This window comes from Shewanella chilikensis (genome assembly GCF_037953065.1).
In the GTDB taxonomy this organism is placed as follows: domain Bacteria; phylum Pseudomonadota; class Gammaproteobacteria; order Enterobacterales; family Shewanellaceae; genus Shewanella; species Shewanella chilikensis.
In genome coordinates this window covers 2414119-2432749 of sequence record NZ_CP149966.1, presented here as the reverse complement: position 1 = coordinate 2432749, position 18631 = coordinate 2414119, and the positions used below count along the sequence as shown (strand labels likewise).

Annotated in this window: 13 protein-coding genes and 1 riboswitch; of the genes, 8 read left to right on the top strand and 5 right to left on the bottom strand. The window is 53.6% G+C overall.

Annotated elements, in window-relative coordinates; genetic code table 11:
* The first annotated feature begins 62 nt into the window (after positions 1 to 62).
* Positions 63 to 2108, top strand: coding sequence for an alpha/beta hydrolase family protein (locus WKR14_RS11125; protein WP_101056293.1), 2046 nt, complete (start codon positions 63 to 65; stop codon positions 2106 to 2108).
* Positions 2109 to 2529: 421 nt separating this feature from the next.
* Here the strand turns inward: WKR14_RS11125 and fadE are convergent, their stop codons facing one another.
* A complete protein-coding gene (gene fadE / locus WKR14_RS11120) occupies positions 2530 to 4980 on the bottom strand; it encodes an acyl-CoA dehydrogenase FadE (RefSeq protein ID WP_286995438.1) in 2451 nt (816 codons plus the stop codon).
* 252 nt (positions 4981 to 5232) lie between these two features.
* Between fadE and WKR14_RS11115 the strand changes: the two genes are divergently transcribed.
* A complete protein-coding gene (locus tag WKR14_RS11115) occupies positions 5233 to 6033 on the top strand; it encodes a class II glutamine amidotransferase (RefSeq protein ID WP_025009668.1) in 801 nt (266 codons plus the stop codon).
* On the opposite strand, the gene WKR14_RS11110 is transcribed toward WKR14_RS11115, so the two are convergent.
* A complete protein-coding gene (locus tag WKR14_RS11110) occupies positions 5977 to 6705 on the bottom strand; it encodes a DUF3108 domain-containing protein (RefSeq protein WP_231473497.1) in 729 nt (242 codons plus the stop codon). The genes WKR14_RS11115 and WKR14_RS11110 overlap by 57 nt on opposite strands.
* A 19-nt stretch (positions 6706 to 6724) precedes the next feature.
* On the bottom strand, positions 6725 to 7087 hold the full coding sequence (locus WKR14_RS11105; protein ID WP_243893969.1) for an MGMT family protein: 363 nt from the start codon (positions 7085 to 7087) through the stop codon (positions 6725 to 6727).
* Positions 7088 to 7263: 176 nt separating this feature from the next.
* On the opposite strand from WKR14_RS11105, the gene def reads away from it, so the two are divergent.
* Positions 7264 to 7758, top strand: a complete 495-nt coding sequence (gene def / locus WKR14_RS11100) for a peptide deformylase (RefSeq protein WP_093982982.1) — start codon at positions 7264 to 7266, stop codon at positions 7756 to 7758.
* On the opposite strand, the gene WKR14_RS11095 is transcribed toward def, so the two are convergent.
* The gene (locus tag WKR14_RS11095; protein ID WP_286995439.1) at positions 7755 to 9182 is read right to left on the bottom strand and encodes a HAMP domain-containing sensor histidine kinase; all 1428 of its coding nucleotides are present in this window, start codon (positions 9180 to 9182) and stop codon (positions 7755 to 7757) included. The two genes, def and WKR14_RS11095, sit on opposite strands and share 4 nt — an antisense overlap.
* Before the next feature lie 152 nt (positions 9183 to 9334).
* Between WKR14_RS11095 and WKR14_RS11090 the strand changes: the two genes are divergently transcribed.
* Genes WKR14_RS11090 through WKR14_RS11075 form a run of 4 tightly spaced genes read left to right on the top strand, consistent with a single transcriptional unit; the run spans position 9335 to position 15916 of the window.
* The gene (locus WKR14_RS11090; protein WP_226563985.1) at positions 9335 to 10447 is read left to right on the top strand and encodes an ImuA family protein; all 1113 of its coding nucleotides are present in this window, start codon (positions 9335 to 9337) and stop codon (positions 10445 to 10447) included.
* Between the two features lies 1 nt (position 10448).
* Entirely contained in the window at positions 10449 to 12134 is a 1686-nt protein-coding gene (locus WKR14_RS11085; RefSeq protein ID WP_286995440.1) for a Y-family DNA polymerase, read from the top strand.
* On the top strand, positions 12134 to 15289 hold the full coding sequence (locus tag WKR14_RS11080) for an error-prone DNA polymerase (protein WP_339086125.1): 3156 nt from the start codon (positions 12134 to 12136) through the stop codon (positions 15287 to 15289). The genes WKR14_RS11085 and WKR14_RS11080 overlap by 1 nt, the downstream gene beginning before the upstream one ends.
* Positions 15290 to 15319: 30 nt before the next feature.
* Positions 15320 to 15916, top strand: coding sequence for a tRNA-uridine aminocarboxypropyltransferase (locus WKR14_RS11075; RefSeq protein ID WP_234554796.1), 597 nt, complete (start codon positions 15320 to 15322; stop codon positions 15914 to 15916).
* A gap of 74 nt (positions 15917 to 15990) precedes the next feature.
* Here the strand turns inward: WKR14_RS11075 and trhA are convergent, their stop codons facing one another.
* Positions 15991 to 16671 carry a PAQR family membrane homeostasis protein TrhA gene (gene trhA / locus WKR14_RS11070; RefSeq protein WP_224866594.1) on the bottom strand — a complete coding sequence of 227 codons (681 nt, stop codon included), beginning with the start codon at positions 16669 to 16671 and terminating at the stop codon, positions 15991 to 15993.
* A 605-nt stretch (positions 16672 to 17276) separates the two neighbouring features.
* Between trhA and WKR14_RS11065 the strand changes: the two genes are divergently transcribed.
* Positions 17277 to 18170: a hypothetical protein gene (locus WKR14_RS11065; RefSeq protein WP_234554794.1), complete on the top strand. Its 894-nt coding sequence runs from the start codon at positions 17277 to 17279 to the stop codon at positions 18168 to 18170.
* A gap of 164 nt (positions 18171 to 18334) precedes the next feature.
* A riboswitch (TPP riboswitch) is annotated at positions 18335 to 18434 on the top strand.
* Positions 18435 to 18631: the final 197 nt, after the last annotated feature.

Here is an 18631-nt window from a genome sequence, read left to right as displayed (position 1 = left end):
AACCTTGAGGGGCCAATTGGCCCCTTTTGCATTGCAATCAACAACCAATAAGAAGATTTATAATGAAAACCAACCCACTATTGATGGCGCTGCTCGCCGCAGGTCTGGCTTTGCCGGCGCTGGCTGCCGATAAAGCCCCTTTTACTGTCCAGGATCTGGTCAAGCTCAACAAACTCCATTCTGCCGCTGTATCCAATGACGGCACCAAGCTTATCTACGGCCTGAAGAAGGTTACCGACGATGGCAGCAGCTCAGATCTCTATCTTTTGGATCTCAGCGACAAGAACGCGGCGCCCAAGCAGCTGACTTCTGCACCGGGTACAGAGCACGATGTGGCCTTCAGCCACGATGACAAGCAAGTCTATTTTATTGCCGCCCGTGATGGCAGCAGCCAACTGTATCGCTTGCCACTGGATGGTGGCGAAGCCCAGGCCGTATCTGATTTGCCTTTGGGTATCGACGGCTACAAATTATCGGCCGATGGCAAGCAGGTGGTGATGAGCATTCGTGTTTTTCCCGAGTGCGACACCCTGGAATGTTCAAAAGCCAAGTTTGATAAAGAAGCCGAGCGCAAGAGTACAGGTCGTGAATACGATCAGTTGATGGTGCGTCACTGGGACACCTGGTCTGACCATGCCCGTAATCACCTGTTTGTGGCGCAGCTTGAAAACGGCAAGTTGGGTAAGCCGGTGGATGTGACCAAGGGCCTGGATACCGAAACCCCACCCAAGCCATTTTCCGGCATGGAAGAGGTGACATTCAGCCCGGATGGCAAACACATAGTCTACAGTGCCAAGGCTCCGAGCAAAGATCAGGCCTGGATCACCAACTACGACCTCTGGCAGGTGCCGGTCACAGGTGGCAAGGCCAAGAATCTCACCGAAGATAACCAGGCCTGGGATGCTCAGCCGGTGTTTTCCGCCGATGGTCGCTATCTGGCCTATCTGGCGATGAAAAAGCCCGGATTCGAGGCCGACAGATACCGCATCATGCTCAAAGACACAGTCACGGGTCAGAGCAAGGAAGTGGCGCCCATGTGGGACAGAAGTCCGGCCTCGCTGAGCTTTGGTAAAGATAACAACACCCTGTATGTGACCGCTCAGGATCTGGGCCAGGTGTCTGTATTTGCCATCAACACCCAGTTTGGTGATGTGCGCGCCATCTACAACGATGGCAGTAACAGCCTGGTGGGTCTGGCGGGCGATCGTTTGATCATCAATCATAAGTCTTTAGTGGAACCGGGCGATCTCTACTCCATCAACATGGAAGGGCAAAACCTGACCCGTTTGACTGAAGTCAACAAGGCCAAGCTGGACAAGGTCAAGTTCGGTGAGTTCGAGCAGTTCAGCTTCAAGGGCTGGAACAACGAAGAGGTTTATGGTTACTGGCTCAAGCCGGCCAACTTCAAGAAAGGCAAGCAGTATCCGGTGGCCTTCCTGGTACACGGCGGCCCACAAGGTTCATTCGGCAACAGTTTCAGCTTCCGCTGGAATCCTCAGCTGTGGGCCGGTGCCGGATATGCAGTGGTGATGGTGGATTTCCACGGCTCTACCGGCTATGGTCAGGCCTTTACCGATTCCATCAGCCTGGACTGGGGCGGTAAGCCTTTGGAAGATTTGCAAAAAGGTCTGGCTGCGGTTGCTAAACAGCAGAAGTGGATCGATGCTGATAACGCCTGTGCCCTCGGTGGCTCCTACGGCGGTTACATGATGAACTGGATCCAGGGCAACTGGAACGACGGTTTCAAGTGCCTGGTTAACCACGCCGGCTTGTTTGATATGCGCTCCATGTACCATGTGACCGAGGAACTCTGGTTCCCAGAACATGAGTTTGGCGGCAGCTACGAGCAGGCCAAGGATCTTTATGAGAAGTTCAATCCGGCTAACTATGTGGAAAACTGGAAGACTCCTATGCTGGTCATCCACGGTGAGAAAGACTTCCGGGTACCTTACGGTCAGGGTTTGGCGGCGTTCAGCTATATGCAGCGCAACAATATCCCTTCGGAGTTGCTGATCTATCCGGATGAAAACCACTGGATCCTCAACCCCAATAACCTTGAGCAATGGTACGCCAAGGTATTGGGCTGGATGGACCGCTGGACCAAATAAAATAGGGAAAAGCCGAACCATAAAGAGTTAAATCCGACGACTTCAGGTTGTCGGATTTTTTGTGTCTATAAGTAAAAATTTGATATCAGCGACGGTTAATAGCCGTTTTTAATAGGATGTTTTGCTAACAGAGAAAACGCTATCTATACGACAAGCATAAAGGCGTCATTTTCTTGGGAATGAGATCTACTGTTAACTTCCGAATAAGGGGCCAATCATCTGATTGTTTTACCTATTTTAATGCTGTGTAGACTAATTTTTACGCCTGGGTTAATAATGTCCCCATTTATTCTTTAAGTTTTGATGCTAGTTATCTTGAATGAAGACCAACTATTGAAGTGAAGAATGGGAAGGGCAATAAAAATGCCGCTCACAATTGCGAACGGCATTTTATTTTTCCGCTGAATACTATCGACAGTCTTTATGCGGCTTGTTCTTCGCGGTTTTCCGGCTCCAGGCTCTGGGCCTTGAGTTCGGCGGGGTCAAAGTCATCCACGTTGATGGATTTCATTCGGCCGATTTCAGTGCGCTCCAGCAGGGCCACTTCAGCATCGCTCAGAACACCCAGCGCCTTGCCTTCGGCGGCCACTTTATCCAGCCACATGAAGGGCAGACGTTTGCCGGCAGCCTTACAGACTTTGTCATACAAGGGCTCTGCCGCCAGTATGTCTTTGAAGGTCTGCTCCTGAATACCTACGGCATTATTGTCGCAGGCTTCCCAGAATTGTCCCTTGCCCAGACGGTCACGGCTGGCGCAAGGGGTCTGCATTATCTTGGCTACCTTGTGGTCCAACACATCACTTGGGCGCTTCAGTGGTCGACCGAAGGGGAACAACACCAGGCGCAGCAAGCCGCCGAGGCCAGCAGGGAAGTTATCCAGCAGATCATCCAGAGAAGACTGCAACTTATAGAGCGCGTCTTCAACCGCCCACTGTACCAGTGGCAGATCTTCACTCTGACGGCCTTCATCTTGATAACGCTTGAGGGTTGCCGATGCCAGATACAGCTGGCTGAGCAAGTCACCCAGGCGGGCAGAGATCCGCTCTTTCCGTTTGAGGTTACCCCCTAAGGTCGCCATCGCCAGATCCGACAGCAAGGCCAGGTTGGCACTGAAGCGGTTCATATGCTGATAGTAACGCTTGGTCTTGTCGGCAAAAGGCGCATTGGAGAAGCGACTGCCGGTGAGGCCCATCCACAGGCTGCGGATAAAATTACTTGTAGTAAAGCCGATATGACCAAACAGCGCCGCATCAAAGTTATTCAGGCCGCGGTTTACGTCGCTATCAAAGGCCGATTCCATCTCTGCCAGCACATACGGATGGCAGCGAATGGCGCCTTGACCATAGATAATCATGGAGCGGGTCAGAATGTTGGCCCCTTCAACCGTGATGGCGATAGGTGCCGCTTGATATCCGCGTCCCAGATAGTTGTTGGGGCCAAGACATACCCCTTTACCACCGTGAATATCCATGGCGTCGATAACGCATTTCTGCATTCTGTCGGTCAGGTGATATTTGACTATCGCCGAGATGACGGAAGGCTTTTCACCCAGATCAATACCTGTGGTGGTCAAGGAGGTTACAGCGTCCATCAGATAGGCGTTACCGCCGATGCGCGCCATTGGCTCTTCAATGCCTTCCAGCTTACCGATAGGCAGCTTGAACTGACGACGAATGCGGGCATAGGCACCGGTTGCCAAAGCCGCGGTTTTAACGCCACCGGCTGAGTTGGAGGGCAGGGTGATGCCGCGGCCAACCGACAGGCATTCCACCAGCATGCGCCAGCCTTGTCCCGCCATTTTCGGGCCACCTATGATAAAGCTCAGAGGAACAAACACCTCTTTGCCTCGGGTAGGACCATTTTGGAACATACAGTTGAGCGGGAAGTGGCGACGGCCGGTTTCCACACCTTCAACATCGGTCGGGATCAAGGCGCAGGTAATGCCCAGCTCTTCCTTATCGCCCAGCAGATGCTCGGGATCTTTAAGCTTGAATGCCAACCCCAAAACTGTGGCAACAGGTGCCAGGGTGATATAGCGCTTGTTCCAGGTCAGTTTCATCCCCAGTACTTCTTCACCTTGCCATTGGCCTTTGCAGACCACACCGAAATCCGGAATGGCGCCGGCATCTGAACCGGCCTCAGGACTGGTCAGGGCAAAGCAGGGAACTTCCAAACCTTTGGCCAGGCGGGGCAGGTAGTGATCCTGCTGCTCCGGGGTACCATAGTGCTGCAGCAGCTCGCCCGGGCCCAGTGAGTTGGGCACACCTACGGTCGAGGCCAGTTCACTGCTGACACCGGCCAGCTTTTGCAGTACCCGGGATTGGGCGTAGGCAGAGAATTCCAGACCACCGTACTTCTTCTTGATGATCATCGCAAAGAAGCCTTTGTCTTTGAGGAACTGCCATACTTCGGCAGGCAAGTCCGCCAATTGATGGGAAACCATATGCTGGTTAACCATGCGGCAGACTTCCTCCACAGGTCCTTCCAGGAAGGCATGTTCTTCGGCGCTCAGACGGGCAACCGGATAGTTGTGCAGCTTCTTCCAGTTGGGATTACCGGCGAAGAGATCGGCTTCCCACCAGGTAGTACCGGCTTCAATCGCCTCTTTTTCGGTGGAAGACATCTCCGGCATGATGCCGCGATAGAGTTTAAGTAATGGCCGGGTTATCACACTCTGCCTGAAGGCACTCAGGTTCAGCGGCAGGGCAATAACCAGGAAAATTATCCAGCTAATCAGTCCAGTTACATCCAGCAGGCTGCCTGCTGCCATGACCACTGCGGCGGCTATGGTTGCGGTCAGCAGGGATACTCTGAGGTACGCTGCTGCTCCTAAAACCAAGAGCAATGCCAGGATCCATAGTAGGGTAGTCACTGTTTGTTCTCCTTAATAAAACGACCACTTTATTCAGTGTAGAACGCCTCGCTTGAGGGCGATCAAGATCACAATTATAGTATGTGGTCAGACCTGTGTCGCAATAAAATTAAACCTAAGCGAAATCGAATACAAGCATTTTTCAAACAATTGTTTAAATTTTTTATTGCAAGCAATAATTCCCCTGCCGACACGGCTTGGCTACAATGCCGCAGATAATGAAATAACAGATTCAGTGACAGGAAAAACAAGATGTGTGAGCTGCTGGCGATGAGTGCCAATGTGCCAACGGATATTGTCTTCAGCTTTACCGGGCTGGCGGAGCGAGGCGGGGTGACCGGCCCCCATGTGGATGGTTGGGGGATCACCTTTTATGAAGGCAAGGGCAGCCGCACCTTCAAGGATGCCAGTCCCAGCAGCCAGTCCCATGTGGCAAGCCTTATCAAGTCATACCCGATCAAGAGTGAAGTGGTGGTCAGCCATATTCGGCAGGCCAACCGCGGTGAAGTCTCGCTGGAAAATACCCACCCCTTTACCCGCGAGCTTTGGGGCCGCTACTGGACCTATGCCCACAACGGCCAGTTGTCTGACTATGAACAGAAGTTTCAAAGCGGCCGCTTTCAGGCCGTGGGTGACACAGACAGTGAGCAGGCCTTTTGCTGGATAATGAGCCGTCTGGTCGAGCGTTTCGGTGAATCCGAGCCGGACGATATTTTGCCCGTGTTTGAGTATGTGGCTCAGCTTGCCGAGGAGATCCGCACGCTTGGGGTGTTTAATATGATCCTCAGCGACGGCCGTTATCTGATGAGTTATTGCAGCAATAACCTCTGCTATATCACCCGCCGGGCGCCCTTTGGCCGGGCGCAGCTGATAGACACGGATGTGGTGATTGATTTCGACACCCAGACCACCCCCAAGGATGTGGTCACTGTTATAGCCACCCGGCCGCTGACCGGCAATGAAAACTGGCAGCTGTTGGCGCCGGGGGACTGGAAATTATTCCGTCTTGGCGAGCTGGTTATTGACTTCCGAGCCCAGGCTCAGCTTGGCTAACTTGATATCGAGCTGCTTGCTGCCTGACTCAAAGTGGGTCAGGCGCACCGGCAGCCAGCCGAGATCCGGTGCCATCCAAACAAAGGTCTGCCGCTTGGTGCTGTCGCGGACCACTTCCAGTTTCACAGTGTTATAGACGCCACTGTCCAGTGTCATCCGCTCCTTGCCGACTATCTTGAAACGATAGTCATCTATCTCGTTGTCCTTGACCAGCTCATAGGCCAGAGGCTCCTTGCCGGCGGCGAGATCCAGCCGAAACTGCAGCTGCACCATCAGGGCATCGTAGAGAGTGCCTGAATAGTCCAATTTGCTCTTTTCATCCTTGTAGCGACTGAAAATTTTGCCCTGCTCTTTGGCAAAGGCTATCTGCTCATTGAAGTTGGGGCCTGTACCGGTTCGCTGATGGCTGAAGCGCAGCGGCGTCAGTTGACCATCCTGATAGGTAAATTCACTGCGGATATGGCGTTTATCACTCAGCACCAAGAGGCTGAGATCGCTGTCCAACTTGTATTGATAGAAGTCGCCCTCTGGCGGCAACAGCATAAAACGGGCGCCACCGAGATTGATTTCGCCATAATTGACCTGATATTCGGCGGTATGGGGTGCCAGGGGGCTGGTCTGCGCCCATAACGGCAAGGGCAGTAACAGTATCAAGAGTAGAAGTGAACGGATCAAAGGCAGTCTCCTGTGGTTAAAACGGCATGGACAAGACCAGAGTGGCCATGTCCGGCCGCCACTCATATTCAGACAGGGCAATTCTGCCTTGGTTCACTTGTACGCCTTCGCTGCGCAGCAGGCTCATCTGTAGCTGAAATGCCTGGGTATCCTTGGCAAAGGAGATTTTCCCCTGACTGTTGATAACCCTGTGCCAGGGCAGTGCCAGGCTGTCCGGCGCCAGTTTCAGTGCCCGGGAAACATAGCGTGCCCGTCCGGGCAGGCCGGCATAGTCGGCAATTTTGCCATAGCTTGCCACCCGACCTTCGGGGATCAGTGCAACTATGTGCCAAATCTTCTGCATTGGACTCAGTGGCGGGGCGCTCGTTTCCGGGGTCATCTTGGCTCCTGATGCTATTGGCGCAAATTATAATACCATTCCATAGCTGAGGTTACTCACTTGGCAAAAGTGCCTCGGCGGCTCTGCGCTGCACACGCAAGGTTTGCCTTTTGATGCTTTTTCGCCATAATGGCGCCCATTGAACGCCAAGTCGAGTAAATTGAGAATATAACCCTATGGCAATTATGGATATTTTGACGGTTCCCGATCCCAGGCTCAAGCGTAAAGCCAAGCCTGTCACCGAAATAGAAGCCGTGCAGCCTTTCATCGATGATCTGTTGCAAACCATGTATCACACAGACGATGGTATCGGCTTGGCCGCGACCCAGGTGGGCAGTGAACACGCGATAGTCGTCATTGATATCTCAGAAGAGCGCAATCAACCTCTGGTGCTGATCAATCCGCAGATCACTGAGTCCAGCGGCGAATTTATCGGTGAAGAGGGCTGTTTGTCCATTCCCGGTTATCGCTCCAAGGTAAAACGCTTCGAGTCGGTCACTGTCAGCTATCTGGATCGCCAGGGTCAAGCCCAGACTATCCACAGTGATGATTTCCTGGCCATAGTGCTGCAACATGAAATCGATCATCTGCACGGCAAGGTATTTATCGAGCATCTCTCCCGCCTTAAGCAGGAGATGGCACTGAAGAAGGTGCGTAAGTATACCGCCTAAGCGATAGACTTAAGTTGGGCTTCGCTGCAGTTTGGCAGTTGCAGCGGCAGCTCAAGCAATATGCTCAAACCGCCCTGAGGCCGGTTAACCGCTTGGGCCGAGCCGCCCAGGAGCTGCATACACTGGCGCACAATCGCCAATCCCAGCCCATAACCTCCCTGAGAGCTGTGACGCGCTTCATCCAAACGGGTGAAAGGGTTGAACAAGGCTTCCAGTTGCTCTTTGGGGATCCCGGGTCCATCATCGCTGACACTCAATTGCAGTCTGCTATCACCCAATTTGTCGTCACCCAACTGAGATACCTGGATTTCCACCCGGCAGGTTTCACCGGCATATTTGAGGGCATTGCGGCAGACATTTTCCAGCGCTCGCTTCAAGTAGGCCATATCGGTATGCAAGGTTTGCTCATCAATGGGGGCCTGTGCCCAGACTATGCTTTGCTTGGGGCCAGACTCAAACTCCAGATCCTGCAGCAGTGAGCGGCGTAATTCTGTCAGGGTAAAAGGCGCTGCCGTCAGCTTGATGAAGCCGTTGCTCAGACGGCTGAAGTCTAAAATAGTGTTAATCAATTGCGCCATCTCTTCGCCCTGGCGTCTTAGCCTGGCAAGCGGTTGTTGATGTTCCTCCCCCAAGCGATTTTCCAACAGGTGTAAGGCCAGCTCCTGCCGGGCAAGGGGAGTGCGCAGTTCGTGGGAGACATCCCTCAGTAACCGCTGCTGGGTCTGAATGCTCTTTTGCAGCTGCTCGGCCATATGGTCAAAGTCGGTCGCCAACTGGAAAAACTCCGGCTGTTTTAGTGAAAAATGGCCGGCAATCCGGGTATCGAGTTGGCCCTGTGCCAGCTGACGGGTGGCGCTGCGCAGTAAACTCAGCGGCTGGATCAGATAGCGGCTCAGCAGACGACTGAACAACAAGAGCACCAGTAGTCCTACCAGGATACGGATAAGCCAGAGGCTTTTATCCAGTTGCTGCGCCGGGTGTAAAGAAGCGTTGAGTTGCACCACCAAGAGCAGGGGATTGTCCGGAACCAGGCTATTGCGTAGTGGCAGGCCTATCAAAGGTTTTTGCACCCTGTCCCCCATAGGTTGCTGCAACTGCCTGAGGAAATTGAGTTTGTAAACAAAGTGCGGGTGCATTTCCCGCTGACTCACCGCCTGCTGCTTGCTATCCAGTACATAGAGTACAAATGCCTGACGCCCCTCCCAATCCGCCAGTCCGGCTAGATCGCCCCTGAGGATATAGTCGTTGGCCTCATCGGCCAGTTGCTGTAACTGGCTTTGGGTCTGCTGGGGCAGCAGTAACAAGCGGTTTAGCAACATGGCTTCAATACCACTGGCGAGCAGCAGGATAAGCAGTAATGACACACCAAAATAGCCAAACAGTCGCCATTGGAGTTGGGAAAACAGGCCGGAAAAGGGCAGCAAGGCAAGCTCCTGAATTATTCGCTGAAGTCGAGAATATGTTTCGATAATCATTCTCATTTATTCTATCTCGGGTTAAGGCTTTGGCGCCAGCACGACTTGTCAGTTGGCTAAAGTTAGTTATACTGTATAAAAATACAGTATCGGTGTTTTTCATGTCTCTTTCAGCCAAAACTCACTCTGTAAAATCTGATCCAGCCAAATCTCAGGCCTTGAACGGTCTGCTGGAGCGTCGGGATCTCTGGTTGGGGCCGGGCAGTCAGGGCAAAATATTGGGGTATCCCAGTGGTTTTGAAACATTGGATGCGCAGCTCAGTGATGCCGGGTGGCCAAGGCAGGGCATTTGTGAGCTTTTCAGTCAGTCTCCTGGGCACGGGGAACTCAGCCTGTTGTTGCCTTTGATGCGTTATTTACTGCCGGCTCAGTGTGGCTCTCATTCGGAAATAAATCATTCGGAAAGAAGTCAGTCCAAAAGAAATCAGTCCAGAGGGGATGAGTCCAAAGATGCCATGATAATGCTGATAGCGCCGCCACTGCAGCCGCTGGCACAGAGTTTTGCCCAGCACGGTATTGCCGCCGAGCGTATTTTGTGGCTGGAATTAACCCAGCGTAAAGAGGTGCTCTGGGCCATGGAGCAAGGGCTGAGCAGCGGCGCCTGTCCCCTGGTGCTGGCTTGGCTGGACAAGCTGACACTGAGTGAGGCCAGAAGGTTGCAACTTGCCGCAGAGCAGGGCAAAGCTCTGGGAATTTGCCAGTTGCCTATGGCTCAGGCCGACAGCAATCATCCTGTCACCCTAAAGCTGGCTATCAGCGCGGCGGGCGTTAATACCGCCAAGCTGCAAATTTTAAAGCGTCGTGGGGGTTGGCCCGTCCCTGAATTGCATCTGCGTGGCTTGCCGGCACTGGCGCTTGAACTGCCCCATGTCGAGCCGGGCGTGGTAACCCTGAGAAGCGGCAAGGCGGCTCCCAATCATAGCTTCAGTAACTCGACTTGCTCAAATCATTCAAACCATTCCGGCAACAAGGTTAATGGCACTGTGCTTCACGACTCTGGTTTTCATGGCACTGTGCTTCACGGTCCTTGGGGGATGGCGCAGTCAAGGATTGCTGCCTCCAATGAATGCGCGCCTAATCCCTGGACGGCACGGCAAGTGTCAAACAAGCCCGCGGGGCTTTTCCCAAGCGCTAATCCGCAAACGGCCAATTCTCAAACTACTCAAAGCCAAGCCACTCAAAGCCATACAGCTCAGAGTCAAGAGGCTATCTGAGATGCCCCAGGTATGGATGGGAGTCTGGTTTCCACAGCTATTGCTGCAATATCAGCGTTACCGCCTGGCTATGCTGGGCAATATGGCGGGCTCTATGACAGGTACTATGACCGACACTATGACAGGAAGTGGTACGGCTCAGGTTCAAACACGCGTTCAAACTCAGCCCCAAACCCAAAATCAACCAAAAGCAGTGCCAACCGCTGCGGCGTCAGAGCCTTTTGATCCCCAAGTCCCCATGGCCTTGTATGACAGCCGGAAGCTGGTTATACATTCGGCCTGTCCCGCCGCTCAAGCAAAAGGCGTTACAGCGGGGATGAGTATCGGCAGCGCTCAGTCGCTGTTGGGGGAGTTGCAACTCTGGCCGCTGCAGGAGGTGGACAGCGAGGCGTTGCGGGATTGGTTATGTCAGTGGAGCTATGATTTCAGCGCCAGAGTCTGGCCGCCGTTGTTATCCGGACTTACTGAACAAGCTGCCAAAAACGCGGCCGATGCGCGCTGGCCTACAGATACCCTGCTGCTGGAAGTGGGATCCATGGTTAAACTGTTTGGCAGTTTGAGCGCCATTGTCGAGGCTTATCTCAACAAAGTCGCCGACTATGGTCTGGAATGCTCATTGGTGCTGGCACACAGACCGCTGGATGCGGCGATATTGGCGCGGCATACTCACGTCGGCATCAGCGCGGTATCAGCTGCCTTCATGAGCACGCCCACAGCTGAAAAAGCCGGGCGCCTCAAGGTGCATCACGGCTTACCGCCGGATTTACCACTGGATTTGCTGCCATTAACCCAAGAGGAACGGCAACGGCTCGGCGCGCTTGGGCTGACGACGCTAGCCATGCTTGATGCCTTACCCCTTGCCGAGTTGGGGCGGCGCTTTGGTCAAGGTTTGCTGCAGCTGTTGGCACAAATTCAGGGGCGTTTGCCCTGTTGCCGCAAGGGATATGAGTTACCCGAACAGTTTCAGGCCAGGTTGACCTTGCTGCATGATGTTGAGTGGGTTCAGGGATTGCTGTTTCCATTGCAAAAGTTGCTGGGGGAATTGGCAACCTATTTGCGGATCAGGCAGTTGGCGGTGCAACACTTGGAGCTGTGGCTGAAGTTTCGCGAGCCAGAGACGCCGGCGCTGCAACTGACACTCAACTATCCCTTCGGGGAATATCAACTGCAGGGACTATCTCAGCTCTGCCGCTTACAGCTGGAAGGATTGCAACTGCCGAGCCCGGTCGTCGATATTGAGCTGCGAGCCAGGCAGTTTGTGTCGCAGCAGCAGGGCAGTCGAGCGCTGACCGAGTCCAGAGAAGGGCAGCAACAGGATGCCAATCAATTACTCGCCAGATTACAGGCCAGATTAGGTAATCATAAGGTGCGCTCTTTGGTGTTGGCGGCCGATCCCATGCCTGAACTGGCCAGTACTGCGGCTCCCCTGACTCGTTGGCCGCCACCGGCAAGGCCGCCTGTTCAGCCGTCGCTGGCGCTGCGGCCTCTTTGGCTGCTGCAAGAGCCGCAAGCCATTGCTCCTGAAGCCGTGGAGCTGCTTAGGGGGCCGGAAAGGTTACAGAGCCCCTGGCATTCAGGGCCTTTTCCCTGCCGGGATTATTTTCTTGCCCATCATAAGGAGAGCGGTGGTCTGTGTTGGCTGTTTCGCACCGCTAATGGGCTCTTTCTTCATGCTTGGTTCAGCTGATGTACGCCGAATTGCATGCTATTTCCAATTACAGCTTTTTGCGCGGGGCTTCTCACCCGGATGAGTTGGTGCAGCAGGCCGCCAAACTGGGCTATGAGGCCATCGCCATTACCGACGAGTGCTCTCTGGCGGGTGTGGTCAAGGCGCATGAGGCCACCAAACAAAGCGGTATCAAGCTGATTGTCGGCGCCGAATTCCACCTGCCGGAAGGCTGCCTGGTACTGCTGGCAAGAAATCGCCGGGGCTATGGTCTTATCAGCACTCTGATAACTAAAGGGCGGCGCCGGGCCGAAAAGGGCAAGTATCGGTTAACCCTGGATGATTTTGCGGTCATTGACCGCGGCTGCTTTTGCCTGTGGCGGCCGCCATCAGTGAGCGAGTTGCTGGCGCAAGCCGACTTGAAAAGCTCTACTCACCAAACCCCAAGTCAGCAACCCCCTTGGCTGACGCAGCAGCAGCGCAGTCTGGCACAGTTGAATGCCCTGGCGGCACGGGTCAAAGCCGCGTTTTCACTGCCGCTTTATCTCTTGATGGAGCGGCAATTGCAACCCGGAGAGGCCTGGTACCTCGAGGCCTGTGAGGCGCTGTCGAATCATTTTTCCCTTCCTTGTGTCGCCGCCGGTAATGTGCAGATGCATCTTGCAGAGCGGCAAAGGCTGCACGATGTGCTCAGCTGTATCCGCCATGGCCGCGCCGTGCCTATGGCCGGCGAGCTGTTATCAGGCAATGCCGAAATGGCGCTTAAGCCGATAACAACTATGGCCAGGCGTCACCCTCAAGCCTGGTTGGCAAGGAGCTGTGAGCTGGCGTCCCGGTGCCATTTCAGTCTGGATGAACTCAAGTATGAGTACCCGGCCGAGTTGGTGGCAAGCGGCCTAAGTGCCAGTGAATATCTGGCGCAAGAGGTGGAAAAGGGCGCCCGCAGGCGTTTTGGCGAGGCGGTTCCACCTGAAGTGCAGACTCAGTATCGGCGCGAACTCAAGCTGATTGCCGAGCTCAATTATGAATACTTTTTCCTGACCATCTATGATCTGGTCTGTTTTGCCACCAGGCAAGGGATACTGCATCAGGGACGAGGCTCGGCCGCCAACTCTGTGGTCTGTTATTGCCTTGGGATCACCGAGGTGGATCCTACCAAGGTCAACATGCTGTTTGAGCGTTTTATTTCCAAGGAGCGCCATGAGCCGCCGGATATCGATGTCGATTTTGAACATGAACGCCGCGAAGAGGTGATCCAGTATATCTACCAAAAATATGGTCGCGAGCGTGCAGCCCTGGCCGCCAGTGTGATCACTTATCGTTTCAAGAGTGCCATGAAAGATGTTGGTAAGGCTCTGGGGCTCAGCGAGCAACGGCTGGATGAGCTGATAGGCGCTGTCGATCGCCGCGATCCGCAAGTGCCTTGGCAGCAGCAGTTGCAACAAGGCAAGCTGTTGCCACAACAAGGTTTGGGGCAGTGGTTGTTGCCGCTGGTGGAGACCCTGATGGGTTTTCCAAGGCACTTGTCGCAACATGTCGGCGGCTTTGTGATTTCGGCCGGGCCATTGGCCGAGCTGGTGCCGGTAGAGAATGCCGCCATGGCCAAGCGCACTGTGATCCAATGGGACAAGGATGATCTCGAGAGTCTGGGGCTGTTGAAGGTCGATGTATTGGCGTTGGGAATGCTGACCGCGATCCGCAAATGTTTCGGGTTGATCTCCCGTCACATTCGTCCCTTTGCCATGTCGGATATTCGCTGGGAAGATCCGGCCGTCTATCGTATGTTGCAGCAGGGCGACAGCATGGGGGTGTTTCAGGTGGAGTCACGAGCCCAGACCAGCATGCTGCCCAGGCTCAAACCCGCCTGCTACTACGATCTGGTAATACAGATAGCCATAGTGCGCCCGGGCCCAATTCAAGGAGACATGGTGCATCCCTTTCTGCGCCGCCGCGATAGAATCGAGCCGGTTACTTTTCCTTCGGCCGAGGTGGAAAGTGTATTGTCACGCACTATGGGGGTGCCCATTTTTCAGGAGCAGGTGATCCAATTGGCCATGGTCGCCGCCGGTTTCAGTGGCGGGGAAGCCGATCAGCTGCGCCGAGCCATGGCCAGCTGGAAACGCAGTGGTGAGCTGGAGCAATTTGAACACAAGCTGCTTCAGGGGATGACGGCCCGAGGCTATAGTGACACCTTTGCCAGGCAGATATTCAGCCAGATCCGCGGCTTCGGCGAATATGGTTTTCCCGAGTCTCATTCGGCCAGCTTTGCACTCCTGGCCTATGTTTCGGCCTTTCTCAAACACTATTACCCGGTGGCGTTTTGCTGCGCCTTGCTCAACAGTCAACCCATGGGTTTTTACAGCCCGTCACAGCTTATTCAGGATCTTCGTCATCATGGCAGCCTGGTGTTGCCGGTTTGCATCAACCTCAGTCAGTGGCACAGCACACTGGAGCGACAAACCGATGGCTCTTTGGCACTGCGCCTCGGGTTCAGGTTGGTCAAGGGATTATCCGAGCACAGCGCCGCCAAGATAGTAGCGGGTCGGGGCGAGGGCTTTACCCACTTGTCGCAGTTGGCGGCTCTGGCACTGCCAAGGCGTGAGCAGGAGGCGCTGGGCAGCGCCAATGCCTTTGCTACCCTGGGGGGCGATCGCCATCAGATCAGGTGGCAGTTGGCCGCCCGTCAGCAGAGTTTGCCTTTGTTTGAGCAGCCGGACGAGGCCGATTTTCGCCCTGAAACCGCCTTGCCTGAGGTCACTGAAGTCGATGCCTTGCTGGCTGACTACGCCTGTACCGGACTAACTCTGGGGCGCCATCCTCTGGCACTGCTCAGAGAGCAGGGGTTACTCGGCAAGTGTCACAGCGCCGCCTCTTTGTGGCAGTGCCGTCATGGCCAGAATGTGACTGTGGCCGGGCTGGTGGTCGGCAGGCAAAGGCCTGGCAGCGCCAGTGGTGTCACCTTCATCACCCTCGAAGATGAAACCGGTAATGTTAATCTGGTGGTATGGAGTGATACGGCCAGGGCCCAGAGACAGGCTTATTTAAGCGCCAGGATCCTCAAGGTGAGCGGGGTCGTGGAATTTTCGTCCGGCGTATTGCATCTGCTGGCCGGTCGGCTGGAGGATATCTCGGGTAGTATGCACGCGCTGGTGGTACACTCGCGGGATTTCCATTAACCGATAACCCATTTTAAGCTGCAACTGCCTGTGAAAATAATCCTGCTGACACATGAAAGAGAGCTGAATCGAGCCAGTAACACCGCCACCCTGGCGCTTAATGCTTATCCGACTCTGTGTAAACGGGTATTGTGGGCGCGTAAAGCTCCGGATGCTTGGTTAATGGAGCACTTGTCTTTGGGGCGAACCGCCTTACTCTATCCGCAAACCGAAGAAAATACTTCCGAAGAAAGCATTTCGCGAGCTCAAGCTGCAAATGAAAGCCCAAACTTAAGCCAAAACCAAAGCCCAAGTTCAAACCTAAACCAAAGCCCGGTTCAGGGCGCAACCTGGCCTCAAGACGTTGCTCAGAATTTAAATTCGCTGGTCATACTCGATGCAACCTGGCAGGAGGCCGGCAAGATGTATCGCCAAAGCCCCTATCTGCAGTCGCTTGCAAGAGTCGAACTGCAAGCAGAGCAGGGCTCGGCGTTTCGCTTACGGCGCAATCAGCGCCAGGGCGGGTTATGTACCTTGGAATGTATTGCGGCTGTTTGGCAAAACTTGGGGGGAGACTATAGTATCGCCGCCAGGCGGTTACTCAGTGAGTTTAATCAATGGCAGGCTGAAATAAGAGCTCCGGCCTAGCTGCACTAGAGTTGGCACAGCAAGCCGGAAGCCGTCTCTCTACGGCGGCACTGAGTTAAGTCTATTCGCCTGCGTTAGATCACCGTCAGATAAACACACAGGAAATGGCAAACGGCGCCGCCCAACACAAACAGATGCCAGATGGCATGATTGAAAGGGATCGCCTTGGTAGCGTAGAAGATCACCCCCAAGCTGTAGCTCAGCCCCCCTGCCAACAGCAAGTTGAACCCGGCTGTTGACAGGTTATCGATAAGCTCAGGCAACACGGCGACGCAGAGCCAGCCCATGGCCAGATACAGTACTAGGCTCAGCGCCTTGAATCTGTGAATAAAGCAGCTCTTGAACACTATTCCCCCCAGTGCCAACGACCAGATGGCCACCAGCACCCATTCCTCCTGGGCATCGGCCAAAGTAATTAACATCAGCGGGGTATAGGTTCCGGCGATCAACAGATAGATGGCGCAGTGATCCAGCATCTTGAGGCGTCTTTTCCACACTGGGTGCGGAATACTGTGATACAGGGTTGAGCAGAGAAACAGCAGGATAATACTGCTGCCATAAATAGTTACACCTGTTAACTGAATGGCGTCCAGCGAATGCCAGCCCTTGAGCAACATCAACACCAAGCCCAGAATGCCGGCAATCACCCCCAAACCATGGCTGACGGCATTGGCTATCTCTTCATTTAGACTATATCCAGTTGAAAATTGGCTATTAAATTGAGATGCAGTGACTGAAGCTTTACTGTTGGACATGATTGACTCTTCTGGTTCGACCTCATTGAAAGTGAGTCTAACAGCACCACAGGACTCTGGCTAGATAAAAATGTACAGCTGTTCGCTGAGATAAATTTATTTTTTGAACCGTATCGTCTGCATTTTTTACCAACGTCTAATGTTGCACCTTAACAACTCATTGCCCGGCTTCCAAGTTGCTTTTTACAGTTATTTTGTTCAGAGGATCCCGTCAGCCTTATTAGACAAAGGGATTACCTGTTTTGCTTGAAGCCATCGATTTGAGTTTGTAGCGTAAATTGCTTTTCAAACAAGGGAATGAACTTTTTGCCGAGGGTTTTCTCTAACACTGAGTTTACATTTGGCGACGGATAAATCAGCGGCTTATGCCTCATCTTCCAGACAAGTTTATTGCCCGCCGAGACAAAAGCTCAGCGGCAATGGCAAGCTTGAGCATCAGCATTCCGTCTAGGGATGCTGCCTTTGAGCTTGGTCTGGTTGAAATCATTAATCCCTGTTCCTGCCAACCAAGCCATTCTCAATCACATTCGATTGCCCCTTTCTTTGCCCAATCGCCTTTTAGTCAACAGCTTGGGTTTCAACCCCAATGCCTGGCGCAAGTTGGCATGGCCAAAAAAGCAGAGCAGGGGGATGGTGAGGCAAAGGGCAACGCCTTCAGCAGTTGGACTGCGGCGGGAGCCGCGCACTTATTACTATTGCTGGGGTTATCCTGGTTTTGGCAGCAAGCAGAATGGCAAAGGGGCGTGACGAAGCCTGCCAAACCCAAGGCACTGCAATCCTATCTGTATTTCAGTCAGCCCAGCCCCAAACCGTTGACGCCAGTGCCGGAAGCCTTGGCCGAAGAAGCAATAACCCAGCCCAAGGAAGCGATAGAGGTTCAAAAAGCTGAGCCACAAAAAACCGAGCAACAAAACACTGAGCCACAAAAACAGGTCGCCGAAGAGTCGGTGCAAGAGACTGAACAAGTGGCTGTGCAAGACCTGAATGAGCAAAGCATCCCCAAGACTCGGGCTCAAAGCGTTACGTCTATTGGTCGAGTCATTGAAGAAACAAATAATGCAGCCGTATCTGCGCCAGAGCGAGCAAATGACTTTAGACCGCAGCCAGCAGAGCAAGCTAAACTGGACTTCAGTTCAAGCGCATTAAAGTCTGCCCGAAAAGTATTGCAACACTCTCAACAGCAGGCGCTGCAGCAGTTATCACAGCAATATGCGGATAAGGCCACGGAACGTAAGAGCCTCAGTGAAATGGATGGGGAGATGGAGGTGCTTTGGGTCAATGACGCCGATGATTTCAATAAAGTGGCCAGTTTGGACCTGCCGCTCGACCCCAACCGTATCGTCAAGGATGGTGATACCTGCTATCGGGTCGTCAAGGTGCCGACTCCACTCAATCCCTATGCCGAAAACTTGGGGTTTCCATTTAAGTGCGGTCAGACAGAGATGGAAAAAGCGCTCAAGGAGGCGGTGGCCAGCCGTCTTAAGCGGCTTGGCAAGTGAATTTTGCAATCAATTTATTTGATTTGAAATCGATTTATTTCTTAACTGATGCTAATATTATAATTAAATTCAAATAATTAAGTTGTGATTTTAATGGATTTAACCCTGTGGCTCGTTTTGCTGTTGGGCTTGTTTCCCGCTTCGGCTTGTGCTTATACTCGGCAGCAATCTTGTCGGAGTGCCCTCTGGGCTGAGACCGTTTATTCGGGATCCGTTGAACCTGATCAGGCTAGCACCTGCGAAGGAAACAAGCATTCAGCTGCAGCATTACCGCAGCCACTGCGAGCAAAAATCTATGCCAAAGGCTAAAAGAGCCGAGGCGATATCTGGCTTCTCAAGCGGACATTGAACTGACCTGAAACCACGAGGTCAGTCCGCCAACACCGCCGGAGGAGGACTCCAAATCAAGGAGTTTAACCAGTCAGCTCGCGCCGCTTATTATTCAACTCTCCTGACAAGCA